This window comes from Streptomyces sp. SUK 48, assembly GCF_009650765.1.
Classification (GTDB): Bacteria; Actinomycetota; Actinomycetes; order Streptomycetales; family Streptomycetaceae; genus Streptomyces.
This window is the reverse complement of record NZ_CP045740.1, coordinates 7,153,453-7,172,203: the sequence shown is the minus strand read 5'-3', so window position 1 is coordinate 7,172,203 and position 18,751 is coordinate 7,153,453. Positions and strand designations below refer to the sequence as shown.

General features: G+C 74.4%; 17 protein-coding genes. 10 read left to right on the top strand and 7 right to left on the bottom strand.

Going from position 1 to position 18,751, the window contains the following annotated elements; genetic code table 11:
* Positions 1-60 precede the first annotated feature (60 nt).
* Positions 61-2,499, top strand: a complete 2,439-nt coding sequence (locus GHR20_RS31865; RefSeq protein WP_194859044.1) for a right-handed parallel beta-helix repeat-containing protein — start codon at positions 61-63, stop codon at positions 2,497-2,499.
* A gap of 46 nt (positions 2,500-2,545) precedes the next feature.
* On the opposite strand, the gene GHR20_RS36965 is transcribed toward GHR20_RS31865, so the two are convergent.
* Positions 2,546-4,978: a hypothetical protein gene (locus GHR20_RS36965; protein ID WP_194859043.1), complete on the bottom strand. Its 2,433-nt coding sequence runs from the start codon at positions 4,976-4,978 to the stop codon at positions 2,546-2,548.
* A gap of 287 nt (positions 4,979-5,265) precedes the next feature.
* Here GHR20_RS36965 and GHR20_RS31855 point away from each other — a divergent pair, with 287 nt between their 5' ends.
* Entirely contained in the window at positions 5,266-6,183 is a 918-nt protein-coding gene (locus tag GHR20_RS31855; protein ID WP_243878185.1) for a DeoR/GlpR family DNA-binding transcription regulator, read from the top strand.
* A gap of 93 nt (positions 6,184-6,276) precedes the next feature.
* Positions 6,277-6,738, top strand: a complete 462-nt coding sequence (locus GHR20_RS31850; protein ID WP_111583593.1) for an SRPBCC family protein — start codon at positions 6,277-6,279, stop codon at positions 6,736-6,738.
* A gap of 321 nt (positions 6,739-7,059) precedes the next feature.
* On the opposite strand, the gene GHR20_RS31845 is transcribed toward GHR20_RS31850, so the two are convergent.
* From GHR20_RS31845 to GHR20_RS31830, 4 genes are all read right to left on the bottom strand, one after another.
* Entirely contained in the window at positions 7,060-7,836 is a 777-nt protein-coding gene (locus tag GHR20_RS31845) for a class I SAM-dependent methyltransferase (RefSeq protein ID WP_194859042.1), read from the bottom strand.
* The gene (locus GHR20_RS31840) at positions 7,833-9,071 is read right to left on the bottom strand and encodes a cytochrome P450 (RefSeq protein WP_153815134.1); all 1,239 of its coding nucleotides are present in this window, start codon (positions 9,069-9,071) and stop codon (positions 7,833-7,835) included. The genes GHR20_RS31845 and GHR20_RS31840 overlap by 4 nt, the downstream gene beginning before the upstream one ends.
* Positions 9,068-9,751: a tRNA-dependent cyclodipeptide synthase gene (locus tag GHR20_RS31835; RefSeq protein ID WP_111583595.1), complete on the bottom strand. Its 684-nt coding sequence runs from the start codon at positions 9,749-9,751 to the stop codon at positions 9,068-9,070. Before GHR20_RS31835 ends, GHR20_RS31840 begins: the two co-directional genes overlap by 4 nt.
* Before the next feature lie 434 nt (positions 9,752-10,185).
* Complete coding sequence (locus GHR20_RS31830) at positions 10,186-10,899, bottom strand: SDR family oxidoreductase (protein WP_111583596.1); 714 nt, start codon at positions 10,897-10,899, stop codon at positions 10,186-10,188.
* 76 nt (positions 10,900-10,975) lie between these two features.
* On the opposite strand from GHR20_RS31830, the gene GHR20_RS31825 reads away from it, so the two are divergent.
* On the top strand, positions 10,976-11,788 hold the full coding sequence (locus GHR20_RS31825) for a helix-turn-helix transcriptional regulator (RefSeq protein ID WP_153815133.1): 813 nt from the start codon (positions 10,976-10,978) through the stop codon (positions 11,786-11,788).
* 23 nt (positions 11,789-11,811) lie between these two features.
* On the opposite strand, the gene GHR20_RS31820 is transcribed toward GHR20_RS31825, so the two are convergent.
* Positions 11,812-12,936, bottom strand: a complete 1,125-nt coding sequence (locus GHR20_RS31820; RefSeq protein WP_153815132.1) for a PLP-dependent cysteine synthase family protein — start codon at positions 12,934-12,936, stop codon at positions 11,812-11,814.
* Positions 12,937-13,248: 312 nt separating this feature from the next.
* Here GHR20_RS31820 and GHR20_RS31815 point away from each other — a divergent pair, with 312 nt between their 5' ends.
* The 6 genes from GHR20_RS31815 to GHR20_RS31790 all read left to right on the top strand — a co-directional run bounded on the left by GHR20_RS31815 (position 13,249) and on the right by GHR20_RS31790 (position 17,462).
* Entirely contained in the window at positions 13,249-13,572 is a 324-nt protein-coding gene (locus GHR20_RS31815) for a hypothetical protein (RefSeq protein ID WP_111583599.1), read from the top strand.
* A gap of 753 nt (positions 13,573-14,325) precedes the next feature.
* Positions 14,326-14,928 (top strand): ATP-binding protein, encoded by a 603-nt coding sequence (locus tag GHR20_RS31810; protein ID WP_153815131.1) that lies wholly within the window; start codon positions 14,326-14,328, stop codon positions 14,926-14,928.
* A gap of 97 nt (positions 14,929-15,025) precedes the next feature.
* Positions 15,026-15,613: a TetR/AcrR family transcriptional regulator gene (locus GHR20_RS31805; RefSeq protein ID WP_153815130.1), complete on the top strand. Its 588-nt coding sequence runs from the start codon at positions 15,026-15,028 to the stop codon at positions 15,611-15,613.
* Between the two features lie 34 nt (positions 15,614-15,647).
* Complete coding sequence (locus GHR20_RS31800) at positions 15,648-16,226, top strand: DUF4865 family protein (protein WP_153815129.1); 579 nt, start codon at positions 15,648-15,650, stop codon at positions 16,224-16,226.
* Positions 16,220-17,125 carry a phosphotriesterase gene (locus GHR20_RS31795; RefSeq protein ID WP_153816212.1) on the top strand — a complete coding sequence of 302 codons (906 nt, stop codon included), beginning with the start codon at positions 16,220-16,222 and terminating at the stop codon, positions 17,123-17,125. The genes GHR20_RS31800 and GHR20_RS31795 overlap by 7 nt, the downstream gene beginning before the upstream one ends.
* A 136-nt stretch (positions 17,126-17,261) precedes the next feature.
* A complete protein-coding gene (locus GHR20_RS31790) occupies positions 17,262-17,462 on the top strand; it encodes a hypothetical protein (RefSeq protein ID WP_153815128.1) in 201 nt (66 codons plus the stop codon).
* Positions 17,463-17,479: 17 nt separating this feature from the next.
* Here the strand turns inward: GHR20_RS31790 and GHR20_RS31785 are convergent, their stop codons facing one another.
* Positions 17,480-18,718 carry an ROK family protein gene (locus GHR20_RS31785; RefSeq protein WP_111583604.1) on the bottom strand — a complete coding sequence of 413 codons (1,239 nt, stop codon included), beginning with the start codon at positions 18,716-18,718 and terminating at the stop codon, positions 17,480-17,482.
* Between the last annotated feature and the right edge of the window lie 33 nt (positions 18,719-18,751).

Genomic DNA, 18,751 nt, shown 5'->3' with positions numbered 1-18,751 from the left:
GCGGCGCCGCCGGACGGGGCGTCGGCCATCAGTACGACGAGGTGGGGGCAGAGCAACGCCATGGCACAGGGCACGGTCCAGGTGACGCACACCGGCACCTCGCGGTGGCGGCGCCGCACGGGTGAGTACCCCTCGCTCGCCGCCGCCCTGGAGGCCGCCGCCGACGGCGACGTCCTCACCATCGCCCCCGGTACCTACCGGGAGAACCTGGTGATCCAGCGGGCGGTGACGCTGCGCGGGCCGGACGGCTCGCCCGGATCGGTGCGGATCGCGCCGGTGGACGGGGTGCCGCTGACCGTGCGGGCCTCGGCCGTGGTGCACGACCTGCATGTGGAGGGCCAGGACGCGGCGGCCCCCGCGCTGCTGGTCGAGGAGGGCACGCCCGAGCTGATGGACGTGCGGATCGTGACCCGCTCGGCCGTCGGCGTGGAGGTGCGCGGCGCGGCCCGGCCGACCGTGCGCCGGCTCACCGTGGACAACCCGGCCGGTATCGGCATCGCCGTGCTCGACGGCGGCAGCGGGGTGTTCGAGGAGTGCGAGATCGTGGCGGCCGGGCAGGCGGGCGTGGCGGTCCGCGGCGGCGGCCATCCGCGCCTGGACCGCTGCCGGGTGCACCACACCTCGGGCACCGGGTTCACCGTGACCGGGGAGAACTCCGCGCTGGAGGCGGTCGGTTGCGAGATCTACGAGGTCCGCGGCTCCGGGGTGCAGGTCACCCAGCGGGCCACCGCGCAGCTGACCGACTGCGATGTGCACCGCACCACCGCCGACGGCGTCACGCTGGACACGGACGCGGTGCTCACCCTGGCGGACTGCCGGATCCACGACATCCCGGAGAACGCGGTCGATCTGCGCTCGCGTTCGGTGCTCACGCTGACCCGGACGACGGTCCGGCAGTTCGGGCGCAACGGGCTGTCGGTGTGGGACCCGGGCACCCGGGTGGACGCCAACCAGTGCGAGATCTTCGACAGCACCGGTGACTACCCGGCGGTGTGGGTGAGCGACGGCGCCACCGCGGTGCTGGACTCCTGCCGGGTGCACGACGTGCCGGACGCGCTGTTCGTGCTGGACCGCGGTTCGCGCGTGGACGTGGTGGACAGCGATCTGTCCCAGGTGCGCAACACGGCCGTGTCGGTGAGCGACGGGGCGACCGCGCAGCTGGACGACTGCCGGATCCGGGACGCGGCGACCGGCGCCTGGTTCCGGGACCACGGCAGCGGCGGCACGCTCGACAACTGCACCGTGGACGGCACCCAGACCGGTGTGATCGTCACCAAGGGCGCCGACCCGACCATCGAGCGCTGCACCGTCGACTCCCCCGCCGAGGCCGGTTTCTACGTCTCCGCGGGCGGCCGGGGCAGCTTCCTGAACTGCCGGGTCACCGGGAGCGGCGGCTACGGCTTCCATGTGATCGACGGCTGCCGCACCACGCTGCGCAGATGCCGCACCGAGCGCTGTGCGCGCGGGGGTTACGAGTTCGCCGAGGGCGGCCCGGACGCCGGTTCGGGTTCGGGCCCGGTGGTGGAGGACTGCACCAGCGACGAGAGCGGCGGCCTGCGGCCTCCGGCGACGCGGGAGACGGCCGTGCAGTCGGTGTCGCACTCCCCCGGGCTGCTCGGCTCGATCCCCGGGCAGCGCGGCATCGATCAGGAACCGTCGGTCACCGCGGCGGAGCCGGTGGAGCCGCCGCGTACGTCGAAGGACGTGCTCGGTGAACTCGACGCGCTGGTGGGCCTGGAGAGCGTCAAGCGCGAGGTGCGGGCGCTGACCGACATGATCGAGGTGGGCCGGCGCCGGCAGCGGGCGGGCCTGAAGGCCGCGTCCGTCAAGCGGCATCTGGTCTTCACCGGTTCCCCCGGCACCGGCAAGACGACGGTCGCCCGGCTCTACGGCGAGATCCTCGCCTCCCTCGGGGTGCTGGACAAGGGCCATCTGGTCGAGGTGTCCCGGGTCGACCTGGTCGGCGAGCACATCGGCTCCACCGCGATCCGCACCCAGGAGGCGTTCCAGCGGGCGCACGGCGGGGTGCTGTTCATCGACGAGGCGTACGCGCTGTCACCGCAGGACGCCGGGCGGGACTTCGGCAAGGAGGCCATCGACACGCTGGTGAAGCTGATGGAGGACCAGCGGGACGCGGTGGTGGTGATCGTCGCCGGGTACACGGCGGAGATGGAGCGCTTCCTCTCGGTCAACCCCGGTGTGGCGTCCCGCTTCTCCCGCACCATCACCTTCGGCGACTACGGCCCGCAGGAGCTGCTGCGGATCGTGGAGCAGCAGGCCGACGAGCACGAGTACAGCCTCGCGCCGGGCACCGCCGAGGCCCTGGTCACCTACTTCACCACCCTCCCCAAGGGCCCCGCCTTCGGCAACGGCCGCACCGCCCGCCAGACCTTCGAGGCCATGGTCGAGCGGCACGCGAGCCGCGTCGCCCAGATCCCCGACCCGACCACCGACGATCTGACCCTGCTGTATCCGGAGGACCTGCCGGAACAGCCCTGAGCCCGGTCTCCGGGGCTCCGGGTCTCCGGGCGGGGGCCGGGCGGCGTCAGGTCGCCGACTCCCCTCGTGGGGCCGGGAGTTCGGTGCGCAGCCGGGTCAGCAGGTCCGCCCGTGCCCGGGCGAAGGCCGGGTCGGCCTGGTAGCCGGAGTGGCCGAGAATCGGGGCCGGGAGCGGATGCTCGGGGGTGCGGCCGTAGGCGAGGGGGTCCCGCAACGGGGGCCGGTCGACGGGCGGTCCGCCGTCGCAGGGCAGGCGCACCGGGCCGCCGATCGGGTCGGTACGGCGGTAGAGGTTGTTCCAGCACGCCACGTCCCGGTGCAGCCCGGCGAGCGCGGCGGGCCCGAAATGGGCGGGGAACCAGCGGCCGTACAACCGCTCCAGCGGTGAGCCGTACGTCAGCAGCGCGATCCGTGCCCGGGTGGCCGGCGTCAGCTGCCAGGCCGCCGCGGCGGCGAGCACGCTGCCCTGGGAGTGTCCGGAGAGCACCAGCCGGCCCCCGGTCGACCCGGTCCAGGTCGCCATCCGCCAGGTCAGGTCGGGCACCGCGCGTTCGGCGTAGCACGGGGGCGCGAAGGGGTGCGCGGCGCGTGGCCAGAAGGTGCCGACGTCCCACAGGATGCCGACGGTGCGCCGGGCGCCGCGGTCCTTGTAGGCGCGCCGCCCCCAGGTGACGAACAGCAGGAAGCCGAGCCCGACCAGCCATGAGCCCAGCCCCTGTGAGATCCGGGCGGCGAGCTGTACGGCGGCCACCGCGCCGCTTGCCGCGCCGTCCGGTGTCCTTCCGCCGGCCAGGGTTCCGGCCAGCGCCCCGCCGCCGAGCACCAGGGCGGTGGCGGAGAGCACGGTGAGGACGAGCGGGGCGCGGTCGGTGAGGGCGGCCATGGCCCGGGTGTGGGCGATGGCACGGGTCCGGGCGGGGTCCTCGGGCTCCCCCGGGTGCTCCCGGCGTACGCGGTCGCGTTCGGCACGGGCGAGCCGCGCGGTACCGGCGGCGAGCCGGACGGCGAGCCCCAGCAGGACCGCGAGCAGCGGCGGGATCATGGACGCCTGCCAGGTCAGCGACACCGGCGGCCCGGAAATGACGGCACCGGTCCCGTCCAGCCAGTCGGCCATCCGCTGGGCCACCCCGCCGGACATCACCCCGCCCAGCCCGCAGGCGAGCAACGCGGTGGCGGGACCACCGAGCCCGTGGGCGGCGGGGGTGGAGAGGGGGGCGGGGTGGGGACCGGAGCCGGTGACCGGGCCGGAGTCGGAGTCGGTCTCCGTGTCGGCCGGCGGGGGCTTCAGCCCGTTGCGGTACATCGCCCACGCCACCACCCCGAGCGCCACCACCAGCGCCCCCTGCGCCAGCATCAGCCCGCCGAACGCCGGGTCTCCGGGCAGGCGGCCCGCGGAGTGCCAGCCGGGGCGGGACCAGCCGGTGTAGAGCGCGGCGAGGAGGAGCAGGGCGAGCGCGCCGAGCGGGAGCCGGCGCCCCAGATGCCGATCGAGCCGCTGGTCGACGCGGTGTTCGTCGCGGCCCCGGCGGCAGACCGCGGCCACCGTCGTGCCCGCCCCGGCCAGCAGGCAGGCGGTCAGCAGCCAGCCGAGGACGTGCAGCACCCCGGGCCCGCCGGGCCGGTGGTCGAAGCGGACCGCGGGCGTGGCCAGGGCGGCGGCGACCGTCAGCAGCCCGGCCGCCGTGTGGGCGGCGCGCAGCCGGGCCACCAGCCGGCGCCCGTACCAGAAACCGGGCCGCGCCAGGGCACTGCCGCCGGGGTCCGGCGCCGCATCCGGGCCCTGGACCAGGGGCCGGTGGGACTCGTACGCGCTCCAGGTGCGGTGCGACAGATACCAGAGCAGGAGGATCAGGCCGCCCGGCGCCGACGCGGCGAGCGCGAGCCGCCGGCCCGGCTGGGCCCACCAGCCGCCGGACGTGCCGAGCAGCTCCGCCCACCGGCGTACGCCGGGTCCCTCGGCCGCGTCCGGGGTGAGGAAGGCCAGCCAGAAATGGCGCTGGGCGCAGGCGCGTACGCCGGCGCACTGCCAGGCCACCAGATCGAGGGCCACCTCGCACGCGGCGGCCACCAGCAGCACCGTGAGGGTGAGGGCGGCAAGCCGTACCAGCAGGCCGTAGAGGCGGACGGCACGCGGCCGGGCCGGGGCGGCGGGGCGCATCCAGTGGGCGAGGTTGACCACCATGAACGGCAGCAGCAACAGCCACAGGGCGCGGCTCGCGTCGCCGGAGGTGAGGTTGCACCAGACGTACGCCTCCCGCACCGGCCCGCCCCGGGAGGCCGCCCCGGCCGGCGAGACGTCCTCGGCGCGGCGGAAGACGGCCGCCGTGTCGTCCCCGGTGACCCGCACGGTGCGCGCGTCGCCCAGCATCTCCTCCGGCGTCGTACCGCCGACCCCGTGCACCAGTAGTTCGAGATCGGCCGGCTCGGGCGCGCGGCCCGCGGCCTCCGCTCCGCCGGGGCGTTCCTGAGCGCGTTCCACACTTCCCCCGTGACGCCGTACGGCCAGTGTCCGTGTGCGCATCAGGATGTCCGGTTCCGGCAGGGTGTACACCGCTCGTCACAGAATCTCCCCGATCGGTGGGGCCGCGATCATGCCCCGGGCCGCCCGTCCCCGCGCCCGCGCGCGGCACCGGGCGGTGGCGCACCCCGTGCCGTCCCGTGAAAAGATGGGAGGCCCGCGCGCCTCCGGACGGACGAACGCACTGCTCGCAAGGCAGGTGCGCCGGGTGTGTCGAACGGTTTGGCGGCGAAAGGACCGGAGCGTACGTGAGCGAGAATCAGCACCTCCTCGCGGAGCAGCGCCGCGCCCTGATCCTGGACGAGGTCCGGCGCCGCGGCGGTGCCCGGGTCAACGAACTGACCCGCAGGCTGGGCGTGTCGGACATGACCGTGCGCCGCGACCTGGACGCGCTGGCCCGGCAGGGCATGCTGGAGAAGGTGCACGGCGGCGCGGTCCCGGTGGTCGAGGCGAGCACCCATGAGCCGGGCTTCGAGGCCAAGTCGGGTCTGGAGCTGTCGGCCAAGGAGGACATCGCGCGGGCCGCCGCCGCCCTGGTCACCCCGGGCACCGCGATCGCCCTGTCCGGCGGTACGACGACCTACGCGCTCGCGCAGCACCTGCTGGAGGTGCCGGACCTGACCGTGGTGACGAACTCGGTGCGGGTCGCGGACGTCTTCCACGCGGCGCAGCGCACCTCGGGGCAGCGGCCGGGCGCGGCCACGGTGGTGCTGACCGGCGGGGTGCGCACCCCGTCCGACTCGCTGGTGGGCCCGGTGGCGGACCAGGCGATCGCCGCGCTCCACTTCGATCTGCTCTTCCTCGGGGTGCACGGCATATCGGTCGAGGCGGGCCTGTCCACGCCGAACCTGGCGGAGGCCGAGACCAACCGCCGGCTGGTGCACTCGGCGCGACGGGTGGTGGTGGTCGCCGACCACACCAAGTGGGGCACGGTGGGCCTGAGTTCGTTCGCCACGCTGGGCCAGGTCGACACTCTGGTGACCGACGCGGGGCTGCCGCAGGAGGCGCGCGCCGAGGTCGCCGAGCGGCTGCGGCGGCTGATCGTGGCCGGGGAGCCGGACCTCGAGGACACGGCCGGGGACCTCGAGGACACGGCCGGGGACGACGAGGAACCGGACGGCGACGACATGGCCGCGGAACCCGGTGACGCCACCGAGGACAACTGACACGGCGTCAACTACGCTGTCGGCACGGCCCGCCCGTACGGAATAGGGTCAACGGACCATCGCCGTACGGGACTTCACGAGGAGGTTGCCGTCATGGTCCAGCGCCTGCGTCCGGTCGGCCCGGACTTCGTCGAGCGCGCGCCCGTACGGCTGGTGTTCGGCCGGGACCTGCGCGCCGCGCCGGATCTCGTCTACCGGGCCCTCGCCGAGGACGTGGCGAGCATGCCGCGGTGGTTCTCGGCCGTGGCCTCCGCCCGGCCGACGGACGGCGGGCGCGATGTCCGGCTGCGCGGCGGCATCCGCTTCAGGGAGACCGTCCTGGCCGCGGAGAAGCCCGAGCTGTACACGTACCGCGTCGATGTGACCAACACCCCCGGCGCCCGCGCCTGGGTCGAGGAATGGCGGCTGACCCCGGCCGGCACCGGCACCCGCGTCCGGGTGGTCTTCGCGCTCGACGGCACCGCCGCGTTCCGCCTCGGCTGCCGGCTGGCCGCACCGGGGGTGGGCCGCGCCTTCGGGCGGGCGGCCGGGGCACTGGACCGGCATCTCGCCTAGGTTCCCGGCGAAGATCTTCTCCCGGGTGCCGTCGACGGCCGCTTGACGAGCCGCTGGTGAGCGGTCCGGACGAGCCCGGCCCGCCGGGGAGATCCCGCCGGGGCGAGCCGATCGGACAGGCGCGTCCGACCAGCCGATGAGTCCACCGAACGGACACGGTCTGGGCCCGGTGCGGTACGCGCTCTCGGGGGCCGGGTGCCTCGCCCCCGTGGCCGTGGCCGCCGTGACCCCGGCGGTGCCGCTCCGGGCCGTGGCCTCCTCTGGCGACCGGGCCGCCCGCGATGCGCCGCGGGCGGCCCGGTCGCTCGCCTGCCGGTACGGTCAGGCGGGTGGCGTGTGAGCGGTGAGGATGATGGCGTGCGGGACGGTCAGGTAGCCGGCCAGGGCGGTGCGGTCGGCTCCCGGTCCGGCGGTGGGGACGGTCCAGGTGGGGTCGGTGAAGCCGGCGGTGTGCAGGGCCGCCTCGTGGGTGGCGCGGCTCCAGTAGTGGGCCGCGACATCGAAGACGAAGTCGCCCATCCAGGTGCGCAGGGCGATGCCGTCACCGTCCCGGGGGTCGGTGACGGGAGTCCGGGCCGGGTCGTCGGGGCGGTGGGCCGTGATCTCGAAGCCGTGGGGGCGGTAGTAGCCGGGCGCGGTGGCGAAATCGGGGTTGAGCGCGGCGGCGACGAGTCGTCCGCCGTGCCGGGACAGGGCCGTGCGGGCGGTGCGGCACATCGCGGTGAGCACCTGCGGTGTCGGTGCGTAGGGCAGGACGTAGACGGCGAGCACGGTGTCGTAGTCACGGCCGGGCGGTTCGGTGGTGCCGGCGTCCTGAAGGTGGTAGTCGATGCCGAGCGGGTTCTCGGCCTCCCGGCGGCGGGCCAGGGCGATCATGCCGGGTGCGGCATCGGTGCCGGTGACCTTCGCACCGGCCCCGGCGAGCAGCCGGCTGTGCAGGCCAGGGCCGCAGCCGAGGTCCAGCACGCGCCGCCCCTCCAGGTTCCCGAGGGCTTCGAGCAGGGAGGGGATTTCGATGTCGCGGCGGAAGGCGAGCTCGTCGGCGCTGCGGTCGTACGCCTCGGCGAGGTCGTCGAAGGAGTCGGGAGAGCGGTTCACGCGGGTGTTCCTTCGCTCCAGGTGACGGGCAGGGCGACGGGGCGGACGAACATGATGTCGTTGCGCCAGGGGATGTCCTGCTCGGCGACGGCCAGCCGGAGACTGGGGTGCCGCTCGAAGAGGGCGCGCAGGGCGGTGGCCAGGTAGAGCCGTGCGAGCTGGGCGCCGAGGCAGTAGTGGGGGCCGGCGCCGAAGGTGGCGGCGGCGTCCTCGCGGCGGCGCACGTTGAACTTCTCCGGGTTGTTCACGTGCCGGGGGTCCCAGGTGGCGGCCTGCATGGAGGCGACGACGGCATCCCCGGCGGCGATGGTCACGCCGTGCAGTTCGACGTCCTCGCGCGCGACGACCGGGAAACCCAGCACGCCGTTGTGGAAGTACCGCAGTACCTCCTCCGCCGCCTTGGGCCACAGGCCGGGGTCGTCCAGCACGGGCCGCAGCTGCGAGGGGTTGAGCATGAGGATCATGGCGCCGGTGGTGGTGGGCGCGATGATGCCGTCGGAGCCGGTGAAAAAGAGGAGGAAGGCGGTGCCGAACATCTCCTCCTCGCTGATCGTGCCCTCGGCGGCGGCGCGCAGCAGGGCACCCAGCGGGTCTTCGCGCTCGGGGAGCCGGCGGCGGGCGGCGATCACGCGGGCGGTGAACGCCTTGATCTCCTCCGTCTCCGTCGCCGTCTCCTGCGGCCCGGCGGTGATGCTGGAGGCCGAGGGAAAGACGCGGCGGTGGTCCTCCCACAGCTCCTCCGGCACGCCCAGGACCTCGCGCATGACCAGCATCTGGAGCAGCGAGGTGTAGCCGGCCACCAGGTCGCAGGGGTTGGGGCCGTCGTCCATGGCGTCCAGCAGTTCGGCCGCGTGCGACCTGACGAGGGTCTCGTACCGGCCGACGGCGCGCCGGGTGAAGAAGCCGGACACCACCGACTTGACCCGGGTGTGGTCGGGCGGGTCGAGGCTGAACAGGCCCCGGCCGACCGTGGTGATGTCCTGGCCGGCGATCCGGGGCGTGGCCGGGTCGTCGAGTTTCCGGCTGAAGCGCGGGTCCGCGAAGATGCGGGCGATGTCGTCCTTGCGGGTCAGCATCCACATCCGGGCGCCGCTGGGCATGGCGACCGGGCACACCGGCTGGTTCGCCTGGGCCCATCGGATCAGCGGCGGCAGCTGACCGTTCTCGCCGAGCGGGAAGGGATAGCTCAGTGGCAGCGCGGGCTCTTGGGGCGGCGTGGGAGTCGTGGCGGTCATCGTTCGGCTCCGATCGGTTCCACGATGGCGTACCCCTGGCCGGCACCGGGGCGCAGGGCCTGGGCGGTGCCGGTGAGGAAGGGGCGCAGCAACTCCATGTCCCGGTGGTACAGGAACAGGGAGGACGGCACACCGAAGATCGCCGGCGAGTGCAGGGTGAGCGGCAGCTCCGCGAGCGGATAACTGACCGCCGTGTCCAGAGCCGCGTCGCTGGGGTTCGCGCAGCCGGCGTGGACGAGGGTGGCGCGAGCGGCCTCCCGGCAGGCGGCACGCACCGCGGGGTCCTGGCGGTACGCCCGCTGCGCCTCGGCCAGCCGGGTGGCGTACGGCGCGTTGGCCAGGAGCCGGGTCCAGGCGTGGACGTGGCCGGCGGGGTCGTCGATCCCGGCATGCCGCAGGGCGCGTTCGGCGGGATTGCGGAGCTGGTTGACGGATCGTTTGGCGCGTTTGACCGCCGAGGCCGGGGGACGGCCGGCGGCCACCAGGGTGTGGGCGGCCTCGTAGCCCGGGATCATGACGTCCACCCGCGGGAAGCGGGAGCACGCCCAGCCGACCAGTTCCTCGATGTAGGCCGTCTTGTAGCGGCCGTTCCAGGGGCTGATCCCCAGCAGCACATGTGCCGGGCACTCGGTGAAGAAGGCTCCGCCGCTCTCGACGGGGCGTAAGCGGAATCGGTGCATGGCAAACTCCTCGTTCGCCAGACGATGAGGGATGGTGCCGCGAGCAGGCGGTGGGTACCGCCGGGTGGCGCGTGCCGACGCTCAGCGCGGCGCCGCGTGCCGAAGACTCCCGGCGGTGCGTCCCGGCTCCGGACCGACCCGCCGGACGAATCCGCCCGCCCGGGAGCCGCGGGGTGCGCGGCAGGGGCGCGGGTCCGTGAGATCCAGGGCATCCGGGCGGACAGAGGCGAGGGAGGTCCGGGGCGCCGAGGACGTGCCCATACCGGCTCCTCGTCGGCTTCTCGCCCTGAAAGCCAGGTCCTTCGGGGCACCGGACCAACATGGCAGCCACGCACGGCGGGTGCCACGGTGCGCGCCCGGCCACGCGGTGCACCCGAAGCACACGGGGTGCGAAGACGACCCGCGGCCGATCGGCCGGGACGAGACCGCCGGGGTCACCAGGGCACGGGCGTGCCGTCCCAGGAGAAGAACGCGCCGGTCGGCCCGTCGTCCGGCAGCAGGGCCAGGCGTACGGCGCCCTCGGCGGCCTCCGCCGGGTCGCCGCTCGCCGCCGATGCCCGGGGGTTGAGGTCGGTGGCCCGCAGTCCGGGGGCGAGCGCGTTGACCTTGACACCGTCCTCGGCCAGGGCCTGGGCGTACAGGACGGTCAGGGCGTTGAGCGCGGCCTTCGAGGACCGGTACGCGGCCGCGCCGCCGCCGGGGGCGAACTGGGGGTTCGGGCGCGTGCTCCAGGTCAGCGACCCGGTACCGCTGGAGATGTTGACGATTCGGGGGTGCGGGGAGCGGCGCAGGGCGGGCAGGAAGGCGTTGGTGACCGCGGCGACCCCGAACACATTGGTCTCGTAGGTGCGCCGGAACTCGTCCGTGCCGGTCTCGGCGGCCGGGGCGAGCGAGGGCGAGATGCCCGCGTTGTTGACCAGGACGTCGAGCCGTTCCACCTGCTCCGTGGCCGCGGCGATGCTGTCCGGGTCCGTCACGTCGAGGACCAGGAGCCGCGCGCCGGAGCCGATCTCCTCGACGGCCGCCCGGCCGCGCCCGGCGTCGCGGGAGCCGACGTACACATCGAATCCCTCCGCGGCGAGCAGGCGGGCGGTCTCCTTGCCGATTCCCTTGTTGGCACCGGTGACCAGTGCTGTGCGATCGTTCATGACACCCACGGTCCTCCGGCGCCGGCCCGCGTGCCAGGGACCACCTGTACCAGGCGGCGGACGGAGGCGAGGCGGTATGGCGCGGCACGAACTGGCCCGCTTCCTGCGGGAGCGCCGCGCGGCCCTGTGCCCGCGGGAACTCGGCCTCCCCGCGGACCCCCCGCGCCGCACCCCGGGCCTGCGCCGCGAGGAGGTGGCCGGCCTGGCGCACATGTCCGTCGACTACTACGTACGGCTCGAACAGGCCCGCGGCCCCCGGCCCTCGCCCCGCGTCCTGGACGCGCTGGCCCGGGCGCTGCGGCTGACAGCGGCCGAGCGCGGTCATCTCTTCCGGCTGGCCGGGACGAGCGCGCCGCCGCCCGCAACGGGCGCCGTACGGCGGGTGCGCCCGCACGTGGACCGGATGCTGCGCCGCCTGCCGGAGACCGGTGCGATCGTCACCGACGCGGCCTACGGGGTCGTCGCCTGGAACCCGCTGGCCCAGGCCCTGCTGGGCGGTGGCCTCGGACGGGGGACGACGAATCTGGCCCGGCGCCGCTTCCTCGGCGCGGGGCGCGGATACGAGAACTCCGGGGCCGAGGAGTTCGGGCGCATCGCGGTGGCGCGGCTGCGCCGGGCCGCCGACCGCTATCCGCACGATGCCGGGCTCGCCGCCCTGCTGGCCGAACTGCGCGCCGGCAGCGAGGAGTTCGGCCGGCTCTGGGAGACCCGGCCCGTCCACGCCCCGGGGCACCGCACCAAGGCCATCGACCATCCGGCGGCGGGCCGGCTGCGGCTGAACTGCGATGTCCTGCTCGTCCCCGAGGACGACCAGGAGGTCGTCCTGATCACGGCCGATCCCGGCTCCCCCGCGGCCCGGGCCCTGCGCGGTCTGGCGGCGACGGCCTAGCGTCCCCCTCGGGGCCGCCGGCCTCAGTCGGGCCAGACGCCCGTGGCCAGCAGCATCTCGATCGCCGAGGTGTACGGCGCGATGTCCAGGCCCTGCTCCGCGAGCCACGCGTCCGAGTAGTACTTGTCGAGGTACCGGTCGCCCGGGTCGCACAGCAGGGTGACGACGCTGCCGGTACGGCCCTCGGCCACCATCTCGGAGACGATCTTCAGCGCGCTCCACAGCCCGGTCCCGGTGGAGCCGCCCGCCTTGCGGCCGATCACCGCTTCCAGGGCCCGTACGGCGGCGACGCTGGCCGCGTCCGGGACCTTCATCATCCGGTCGATCGCGCCGGGCACGAAGCTCGGCTCCATCCGCGGCCGGCCGATGCCCTCGATGCGGGAGCCGCAGTCGCAGGTGACGTCCGGGTCGCCGCTGGTCCAGCCCTCGAAGAAACAGGAGTTCTCCGGGTCGGCCACGCAGATACGGGTGTCGTACTGCATGTAGTGCACATAGCGGGCGAGCGTCGCCGAGGTGCCGCCGGTGCCCGCCGTGGCGACGATCCACGCGGGCTCCGGGAACCGCTCCAACTCCAGCTGGCGGAAGATCGATTCGGCGATGTTGTTGTTGCCGCGCCAGTCGGTGGCCCGCTCGGCGTAGGTGAACTGGTCCATGTAGTGGCCGCCGGTCTCCACCGCGAGGCGGGCCGACTCCTCGTACATCTTCCGGGAGTCGTCCACGAAGTGGCAGCGGCCGCCGTGGAACTCGATGAGGCGGCACTTCTCGGCGCTGGTCGTGCGGGGCATGACCGCGATGAAGGGCACCCCGATCAGCTTGGCGAAGTACGCCTCCGAGACGGCGGTGGAGCCACTGGACGCCTCGATCACCGGGCGGCCGGGGCGGATCCAGCCGTTGCAGAGGCCGTAGAGGAACAGCGAGCGGGCGAGCCGGTGCTTGAGGCTGCCGGTGGGGTGCGTCGACTCGTCCTTCAGGTAGAGGTCGATGCCCCAGCGCTCGGGCAGCGGAAAGCGCAGCAGGTGGGTGTCGGCCGAGCGATTCGCGTCGGCCTGCACCTTGCGGACGGCCTCTTTCAGCCAGTCGCGGTAGGCGGGGTCGGTGCGGTCGACATCGAGGGTGGCGCCGGTCCGGGCCTGGTGGGTGATGCTCACGTCGGTGCTCCTTACGCTCCGCGCCGACGGCGCCTCGGGCGGGCCGGCTCTTTCGAGCATAAGCATCTTTCAGACCGCTTCCCACCTGCATAAACGCATCTTTGGGCGGCTCAAAGGGACCCTGGGGCACAGGCGTACGAGCTGCCGGTGTGTGCCGCCGCGCGTGCTCCGGGCCGCTGTCGTGCGCGCCCCCGCGCGCACTGGTGCTCCGTCCCGTGGCGCGGCAGACTGCACGCGTCGGGACCTCCGTCCCGGCGCGGACGGGGGCGCACACCGGAACACGGGAACACGCGGACAAGGGGGCGGCGAGGGATGGCGGAGCCGGAGTTCACGGCCAAGGGCGTGCGGATCGGGAAACGCATGCGCTCGCTCACCCGGGCCGGACAGGTCCGGATCAACGACGGCAGGGTGGAGTTGCTCAACAGTTACGGCAGTGAGATCGACAGCGCGCCGGTGCAGGCGGTGCGCGCCTCCAAGCCGTGGTTCGCCCCGGACGACAAGGCACTGGCCGACATCAACGGCCAGCGGTACCTGCTGACCCTGGCCGAGCAGGACCCCGCACCGGGCGAACCGGGCACCCCCGCGGCCCGCCGCTTCATCGAGGCGGTCCGCCGGGCGGCGGGACGCGGCGGCTGAAGGGGCCCTGCGGCGGCCACGACAGGCGCTACGGGCGCGACGTGCGGCATGTGACATGTGGTGCCCGGGGCCCACGTTTCCCGGGCGACGCGTGTTGCCCGGGCAGCGGACCGGGGGCACGCGGCGCAGAGTGTGTGTGGCACACAGTGCCCGGAGGCTGTACGACGGTCTTCGCGGCGCGCGGCATCCGGTGCGAACGACGGGGCGTCCGACGGCACTCGATGCCCGGGCGACACACCCTGTCCTGGCAGCACGCACTGTCCGAGCGACACGCGCTGTCCGAGCGACACGCACCGTCCGGACGGCGCACGCTGCCGCGCGGCACGCGCGGCCGAGGAGCCCCGGCGCATGCTCTCCGGGCGGCGAACGCCGTCGAATCGGCACGCGCCGCACACGGACCACGCGGCACCAACCCCCGAGCGGCACCCGGCGTTCGAGGACTCACCAGCGCCCCGGGCACCGACTCCCGCCCCTCTCCCCTCGACCGCCCCAGCCGCCCCGGACCCCCGCCCGCCAAGCACCTGTCAGGCACCAGGAAACACGCCCCGTATCCATCCGGACGCGGCGAGTTGCGTCACTCCGCCCCCTGCGCCACGCTGGTTTCACGTCACTCTGGGTTTACCGGCGACAACGCTGCGAACCAGCCCGCCGGCCACCGACAGCAGGCGGCCGCTTTCCCAGGGGGCCTGCTGGATCCGTTGTTCTCCGTGTTTTTCGGTTCCGTTCCGGACCTCACACCGGGGAGTCGCAGCCGTGATCAGTCACCCAAGCAGGCACTGCACGGTGGAGCTCCAAGCCCTGCCGTCGCGGATCGGCCAGGTCCGCAGAATCGTATCTGCGCAATTGCGCTACTGGCATCTTGATCCGTTGATCGACCGGGCCGCGCTCGGCGTGACGGAGCTGCTCAGCAACGTCCACCGGCACGCCAGGCCCGACAAGTCGTGCACCGTCGAGCTGGAGCTGCGCCCGGACCGGCTGACCGTGTCGGTACACGACCACGACCCGCGACTGCCGGTGCCGTCCGACGACGCGGACACGGACGCGGAGGACACCACACCGCTCGCCACCTGCGGGCGGGGCCTCGCCATGGTCGCCGCGGTCAGCGAGAGCTGGGGCGCGCGGCCGGACGGCGACAACGGCAAGGTCGTCTGGTTCACCCTGCCCGCGACGCCCGGCCATCCGGCCCGCGTGCCGTACCGCGCCCCGGAGCACCAGCCGACGCCCACTCCGGTCGCGGCGAGTGCCGTGGCCACGGCGGTCCCGTCGGCCCCGGCACGCGCACCGGTCCCGGCAGCGGTCACGGCGGCCCCCGGCGGTCAGGAACTCGCCGCCGGCCACCCGGTCGCGGCGGGCTGAACCGGACCGGCGGGCGGAGGAGCGCACGGCGAGCGGCGACGAACCGCCCGCCGAGCGCTCCTCCGCCCATGAAACGGCCCCCTCTGTATCTACTAGTATGTACACTGCTCTCATGAGCACCTCCGAACGACTCATCGAGTCGACCCGCGACCTGCTCTGGGAGCGCGGCTACGTGGGCACCAGCCCCAAGGCGATCCTGGAGCGCGCGGGCGCGGGCCAGGGCAGCATGTACCACCACTTCAAGGGCAAGCCGGACCTCGCCCTGGCGGCGATCCGGCGCACCGCCGAGCAGTTGCGGGCGACGGCCGAACGCTCGCTGGACGGCCCCGGCACCCCGTACGAGCGCATCGAGGCGTATCTGCGCCGTGAGCGCGAGGTGCTGCGCGGCTGCCCGGTCGGGCGGCTGACCATGGACCCGGACGTGATCGCCAGCGACGAGCTGCGCGCCCCGGTGCAGGAGACCCTCACCGCGATCCGGGAGCGCCTCGCCGGGATCGTCGAAGAGGGCAAGCGGCAGGGGCAGTTCGCGCCGGAGCTGGACGCCGGGCGGACCGGTGCGGCGATCCTCGCGACCGTGCAGGGCGGCTATGTGCTGGCCCGCGCCGCCGGCTCCCCCGCCCCCTTCGACGCGGCCGTCGACGGCCTGCTCGCCCTGCTCGCACCCCCAACCGTCCGAACCGCCTGAACCGCGCGAACCGGCGGAGGAAAAGGGCCACTTGATGCATGCCATGCAGTACGAGGTGACACTGCCCGCGGACTACGACACGGGCATCATCCGCGCCCGTGTCGACCGGCTCGGGCATCTGCTGGACGACTGGGAGGGGCTCGGCCTCAAGGCGTACCTGCTGCGGGAGCGCGGTGTGCACGGCTCGCCGGTCAACCAGTACGCGCCGTTCTATCTGTGGCGCACGGTCGAGGGCATGAACCGCTTCCTGTGGGGCGGCGGGTTCCAGCGCCTGACCGAGGACTTCGGGCGTCCGGCCGTACGCCGGTGGACGGGCCTCGGTTACGCGGAGGGCTCCGGCACCCGTGCCGCCTTCGCCGTACGACGCCGGCAACCGGTCCCGGAGGGAGTCGATTTGCCGTCCCTGATGGAGGAAGCGGCCGGTGCGGCGGCGGAGCTGGCCGCCGAGGACGGTGCCGTACTGGCCGCGACGGCCGCCGACCCGCACCGCTGGGAGCTGGTCCACTTCTCCCTCTGGGAGCACGACACCCCCAAGACCGAGGGCGACCTCTTCCGGGTGCTCCATCTGTCCGCCCCCGGCCGCGACCGGCTCCCGCACGGGCGGCACTGGTGATCCGTACGGTCCTCGGCGACATCCCTCCGCAGGAGCTGGGGGTGTGCGACGCGCACGACCATCTCTTCCTGCGCAGCAGGCGGTTGCCGGGCAGGGAGCTGGACGACGTCGCCGCCGCGCGAGCCGAGCTGGAGGCGTTCCGGGCGGCGGGCGGCGCCGCGGTCGTGCAGTGGACACCGCACGGCATGGGCCGGCGCGCGGCCGACCTCGCGGCCCTGTCCCGGGCCACCGGAGTGCACCTGGTGTGCGCGACGGGTCTGCACCAAGCCGCGCACGTGGCACCGGAGTTGACGGCGGGGCTGCGCGGCCGGCTGGCCGAGGTCTTCGTCACCGAGCTGACCGAGGGCATCGGCACGACCGGGGTGCGGGCCGGTCTGATCAAGGTGGCGGGCGGCTTCCACACCCTGGACGCGCACGCCCGCTGGACCATGGCGGCGGCGGCCGAGGCGCACCACGCGACCGGCGCGCCCATCGCCGTCCACCTGGAGCTGGGCACCGGCGCCCTCGACGTACTCGACCTGCTCTGCGGCGCGTTGGGCGTTCCCGGCGACCGGGTGATCCTCGGCCATCTGAATCGCTTCCCCGACGCGGTGACGCAGCGGCAGGCCGCCGCCTCGGGCTGCTGGCTCGCCTTCGACGGCCCCTCGCGCACCCATCACGCCACCGACTGGCAGATGCCGGCCGGTGTCCGCGCCCTCGCGGAGGCCGGCTTCGGCGACCGTCTGCTGCTCGGCGGCGACACGGTGACCGCCGGGGCCCGCTCGGTCGACGGCGGCCCGGGGATGCCGTACCTGCTGCGGCGCCTGCGCCCGCGCTTGGCGGCGGAGTTGGGCCCGGAACTGGTCGACCGGATTCTCACCCGACACCCGGGGAAGGCATTCTCCGTCGACTGGGCGTGACGGGCCGGGCATCATGTCCGGCATGACATCGGCACACCACGAGTGGATCGCCGTCGCCGCGTACGCGAACGTGCCGGGCCGTCCCAGCCCCATGGCGGCAGCGCGCGCTTGACCGCGTGAACGCGGCGTCGACCGGATGCCGTTCGGGCCCGGGGAGATCGGCTGGGGCCTCGCCTGCGGGATCGGCGCCGACGGCCACTGGCACGGCTGGTACGACGTCCGGGTGCGCGCCGACGCCCTGCGGCGGCTCGGACTGCACCCCGACCAGCCGACGGCCCAAGCCGACGGACCGTCCCCGCCCGGCTGGTGGCATGCCGCGGCCGAACGGCGGGCGTGACCCCCTGCCGAGCGGGTTCAGCGCAGTGCGGCCAGCGGGTCGTCCAGGACCGGCTGCCAGGCCAGTTCGGCGGCGCCGACCAGGCTGTTGTGGTCGAGGGTGCACGGCAGGATCGGGACGCCGCCGCTCTGGCCCCACAGGCTGCGGTCGGCGACCACCGCGCGCAGCCGGCTCGGATCGGCGTCCAGCAGGGTGCGGTGGAGGCCGCCGAGGATGATCCGGTCGGGGTTCAGGATGTTGACGAGACCGGCGAGTCCGAGGCCCAGCCGGTCGATCAGGGCCTCGGCGGCGCGGCGCACGGCGGGGTCGTCGTACTGGTCGCGCAGCAGGTCGTCGGCCTGCTTCAGGAGCGAGTCCTCGGGGCCCGGTTCGCGCCCCGCTTCCACGAGCAGCGCCAGCGGGTCGGCCTCGACGTCCAGGCAGCCCCGGCCGCCGCAGTGGCAGGGGCGGCCCTCGGGGTTGACGGTGAGGTGGCCGACCTCCAGGGCCAGACCCGAACTGCCGGTGTGCAGACGGCCGTCGAGGACGAGCGCGCCGCCGACGCCCCGGTGTCCGGTGGCCACGCACAAGAGGTCGCGGGCGCCCCGGCCGGCGCCGTGCCGGTGCTCGGCGAGCGCCGCGAGGTTGACGTCATTGCCGGTGAACGCGGGCCCCTCGATGCCCGCCGCGCGCACGCACTCCTCGAACAGCCGCCGCACCGGCGCCCCGACGGGCCAGGCGAGGTGCAGGGGGTTGAGGGCGAGGCCGTCGGGCTGGGCGACGGCGGAGGGCACGGCGAGCCCGGCTCCGACGCAGCGACGGCCGGTGGCGCGCAGCAGTTCCGCGCCCGCCTCGACCACCGAGCGAAGCACCTTCGCCGGGTCGGCGGCCACGGTCTCGCAGCCGGGCGCGGTGGCCACGATCCGGCCGCCGAGTCCGACCAGCGCGGCCCGGAAGCCGTCGGCGTGCACCTGGGCGGCCAGCGCCACCGGGCCCTGTTCGGCGACGTCGAGCCGGTGCGAGGGGCGGCCCTGGGAACCGGCCGCGGCGGCGGGGCGGGCGTCCACCCGGATCAGGCCGAGGGCCTCCAGTTCGGCGGCGACCGCGCCGGCCGTGGCCCGGGTGACGCCGAGTTCGGCGGTGAGTACGGCCCGGGTCGGCGCCCGCCCGGTGTGCACCAGCTCAAGGGCGGGCCCGAGCGCGCCCCGCCCCCGGTCCAGCCGCGCTCTCGTGGTGGTCCTCTCCCCCGCCGCCCGGGGTTCCGCCTTGCCGCTCATGAGGGCGAGTCTCCCATGATCCGTATCGCTCGT

Coding starts and splice junctions, on each gene's coding strand:
- GHR20_RS31785 (WP_111583604.1), bottom strand. CDS start 18,718: ATGAGCGGCAAGGCGGAACCCCGGGCGGCGGGGGAGAGGACCACCACG.
- GHR20_RS31835 (WP_111583595.1), bottom strand. CDS start 9,751: ATGCACCGATTCCGCTTACGCCCCGTCGAGAGCGGCGGAGCCTTCTTC.
- GHR20_RS31830 (WP_111583596.1), bottom strand. CDS start 10,899: ATGAACGATCGCACAGCACTGGTCACCGGTGCCAACAAGGGAATCGGC.
- GHR20_RS31865 (WP_194859044.1), top strand. CDS start 61: ATGGCACAGGGCACGGTCCAGGTGACGCACACCGGCACCTCGCGGTGG.
- GHR20_RS31850 (WP_111583593.1), top strand. CDS start 6,277: ATGGTCCAGCGCCTGCGTCCGGTCGGCCCGGACTTCGTCGAGCGCGCG.
- GHR20_RS31800 (WP_153815129.1), top strand. CDS start 15,648: ATGCATGCCATGCAGTACGAGGTGACACTGCCCGCGGACTACGACACG.
- GHR20_RS31825 (WP_153815133.1), top strand. CDS start 10,976: ATGGCGCGGCACGAACTGGCCCGCTTCCTGCGGGAGCGCCGCGCGGCC.
- GHR20_RS31815 (WP_111583599.1), top strand. CDS start 13,249: ATGGCGGAGCCGGAGTTCACGGCCAAGGGCGTGCGGATCGGGAAACGC.
- GHR20_RS31790 (WP_153815128.1), top strand. CDS start 17,262: ATGCCGTTCGGGCCCGGGGAGATCGGCTGGGGCCTCGCCTGCGGGATC.
- GHR20_RS31840 (WP_153815134.1), bottom strand. CDS start 9,071: ATGACCGCCACGACTCCCACGCCGCCCCAAGAGCCCGCGCTGCCACTG.
- GHR20_RS31805 (WP_153815130.1), top strand. CDS start 15,026: ATGTACACTGCTCTCATGAGCACCTCCGAACGACTCATCGAGTCGACC.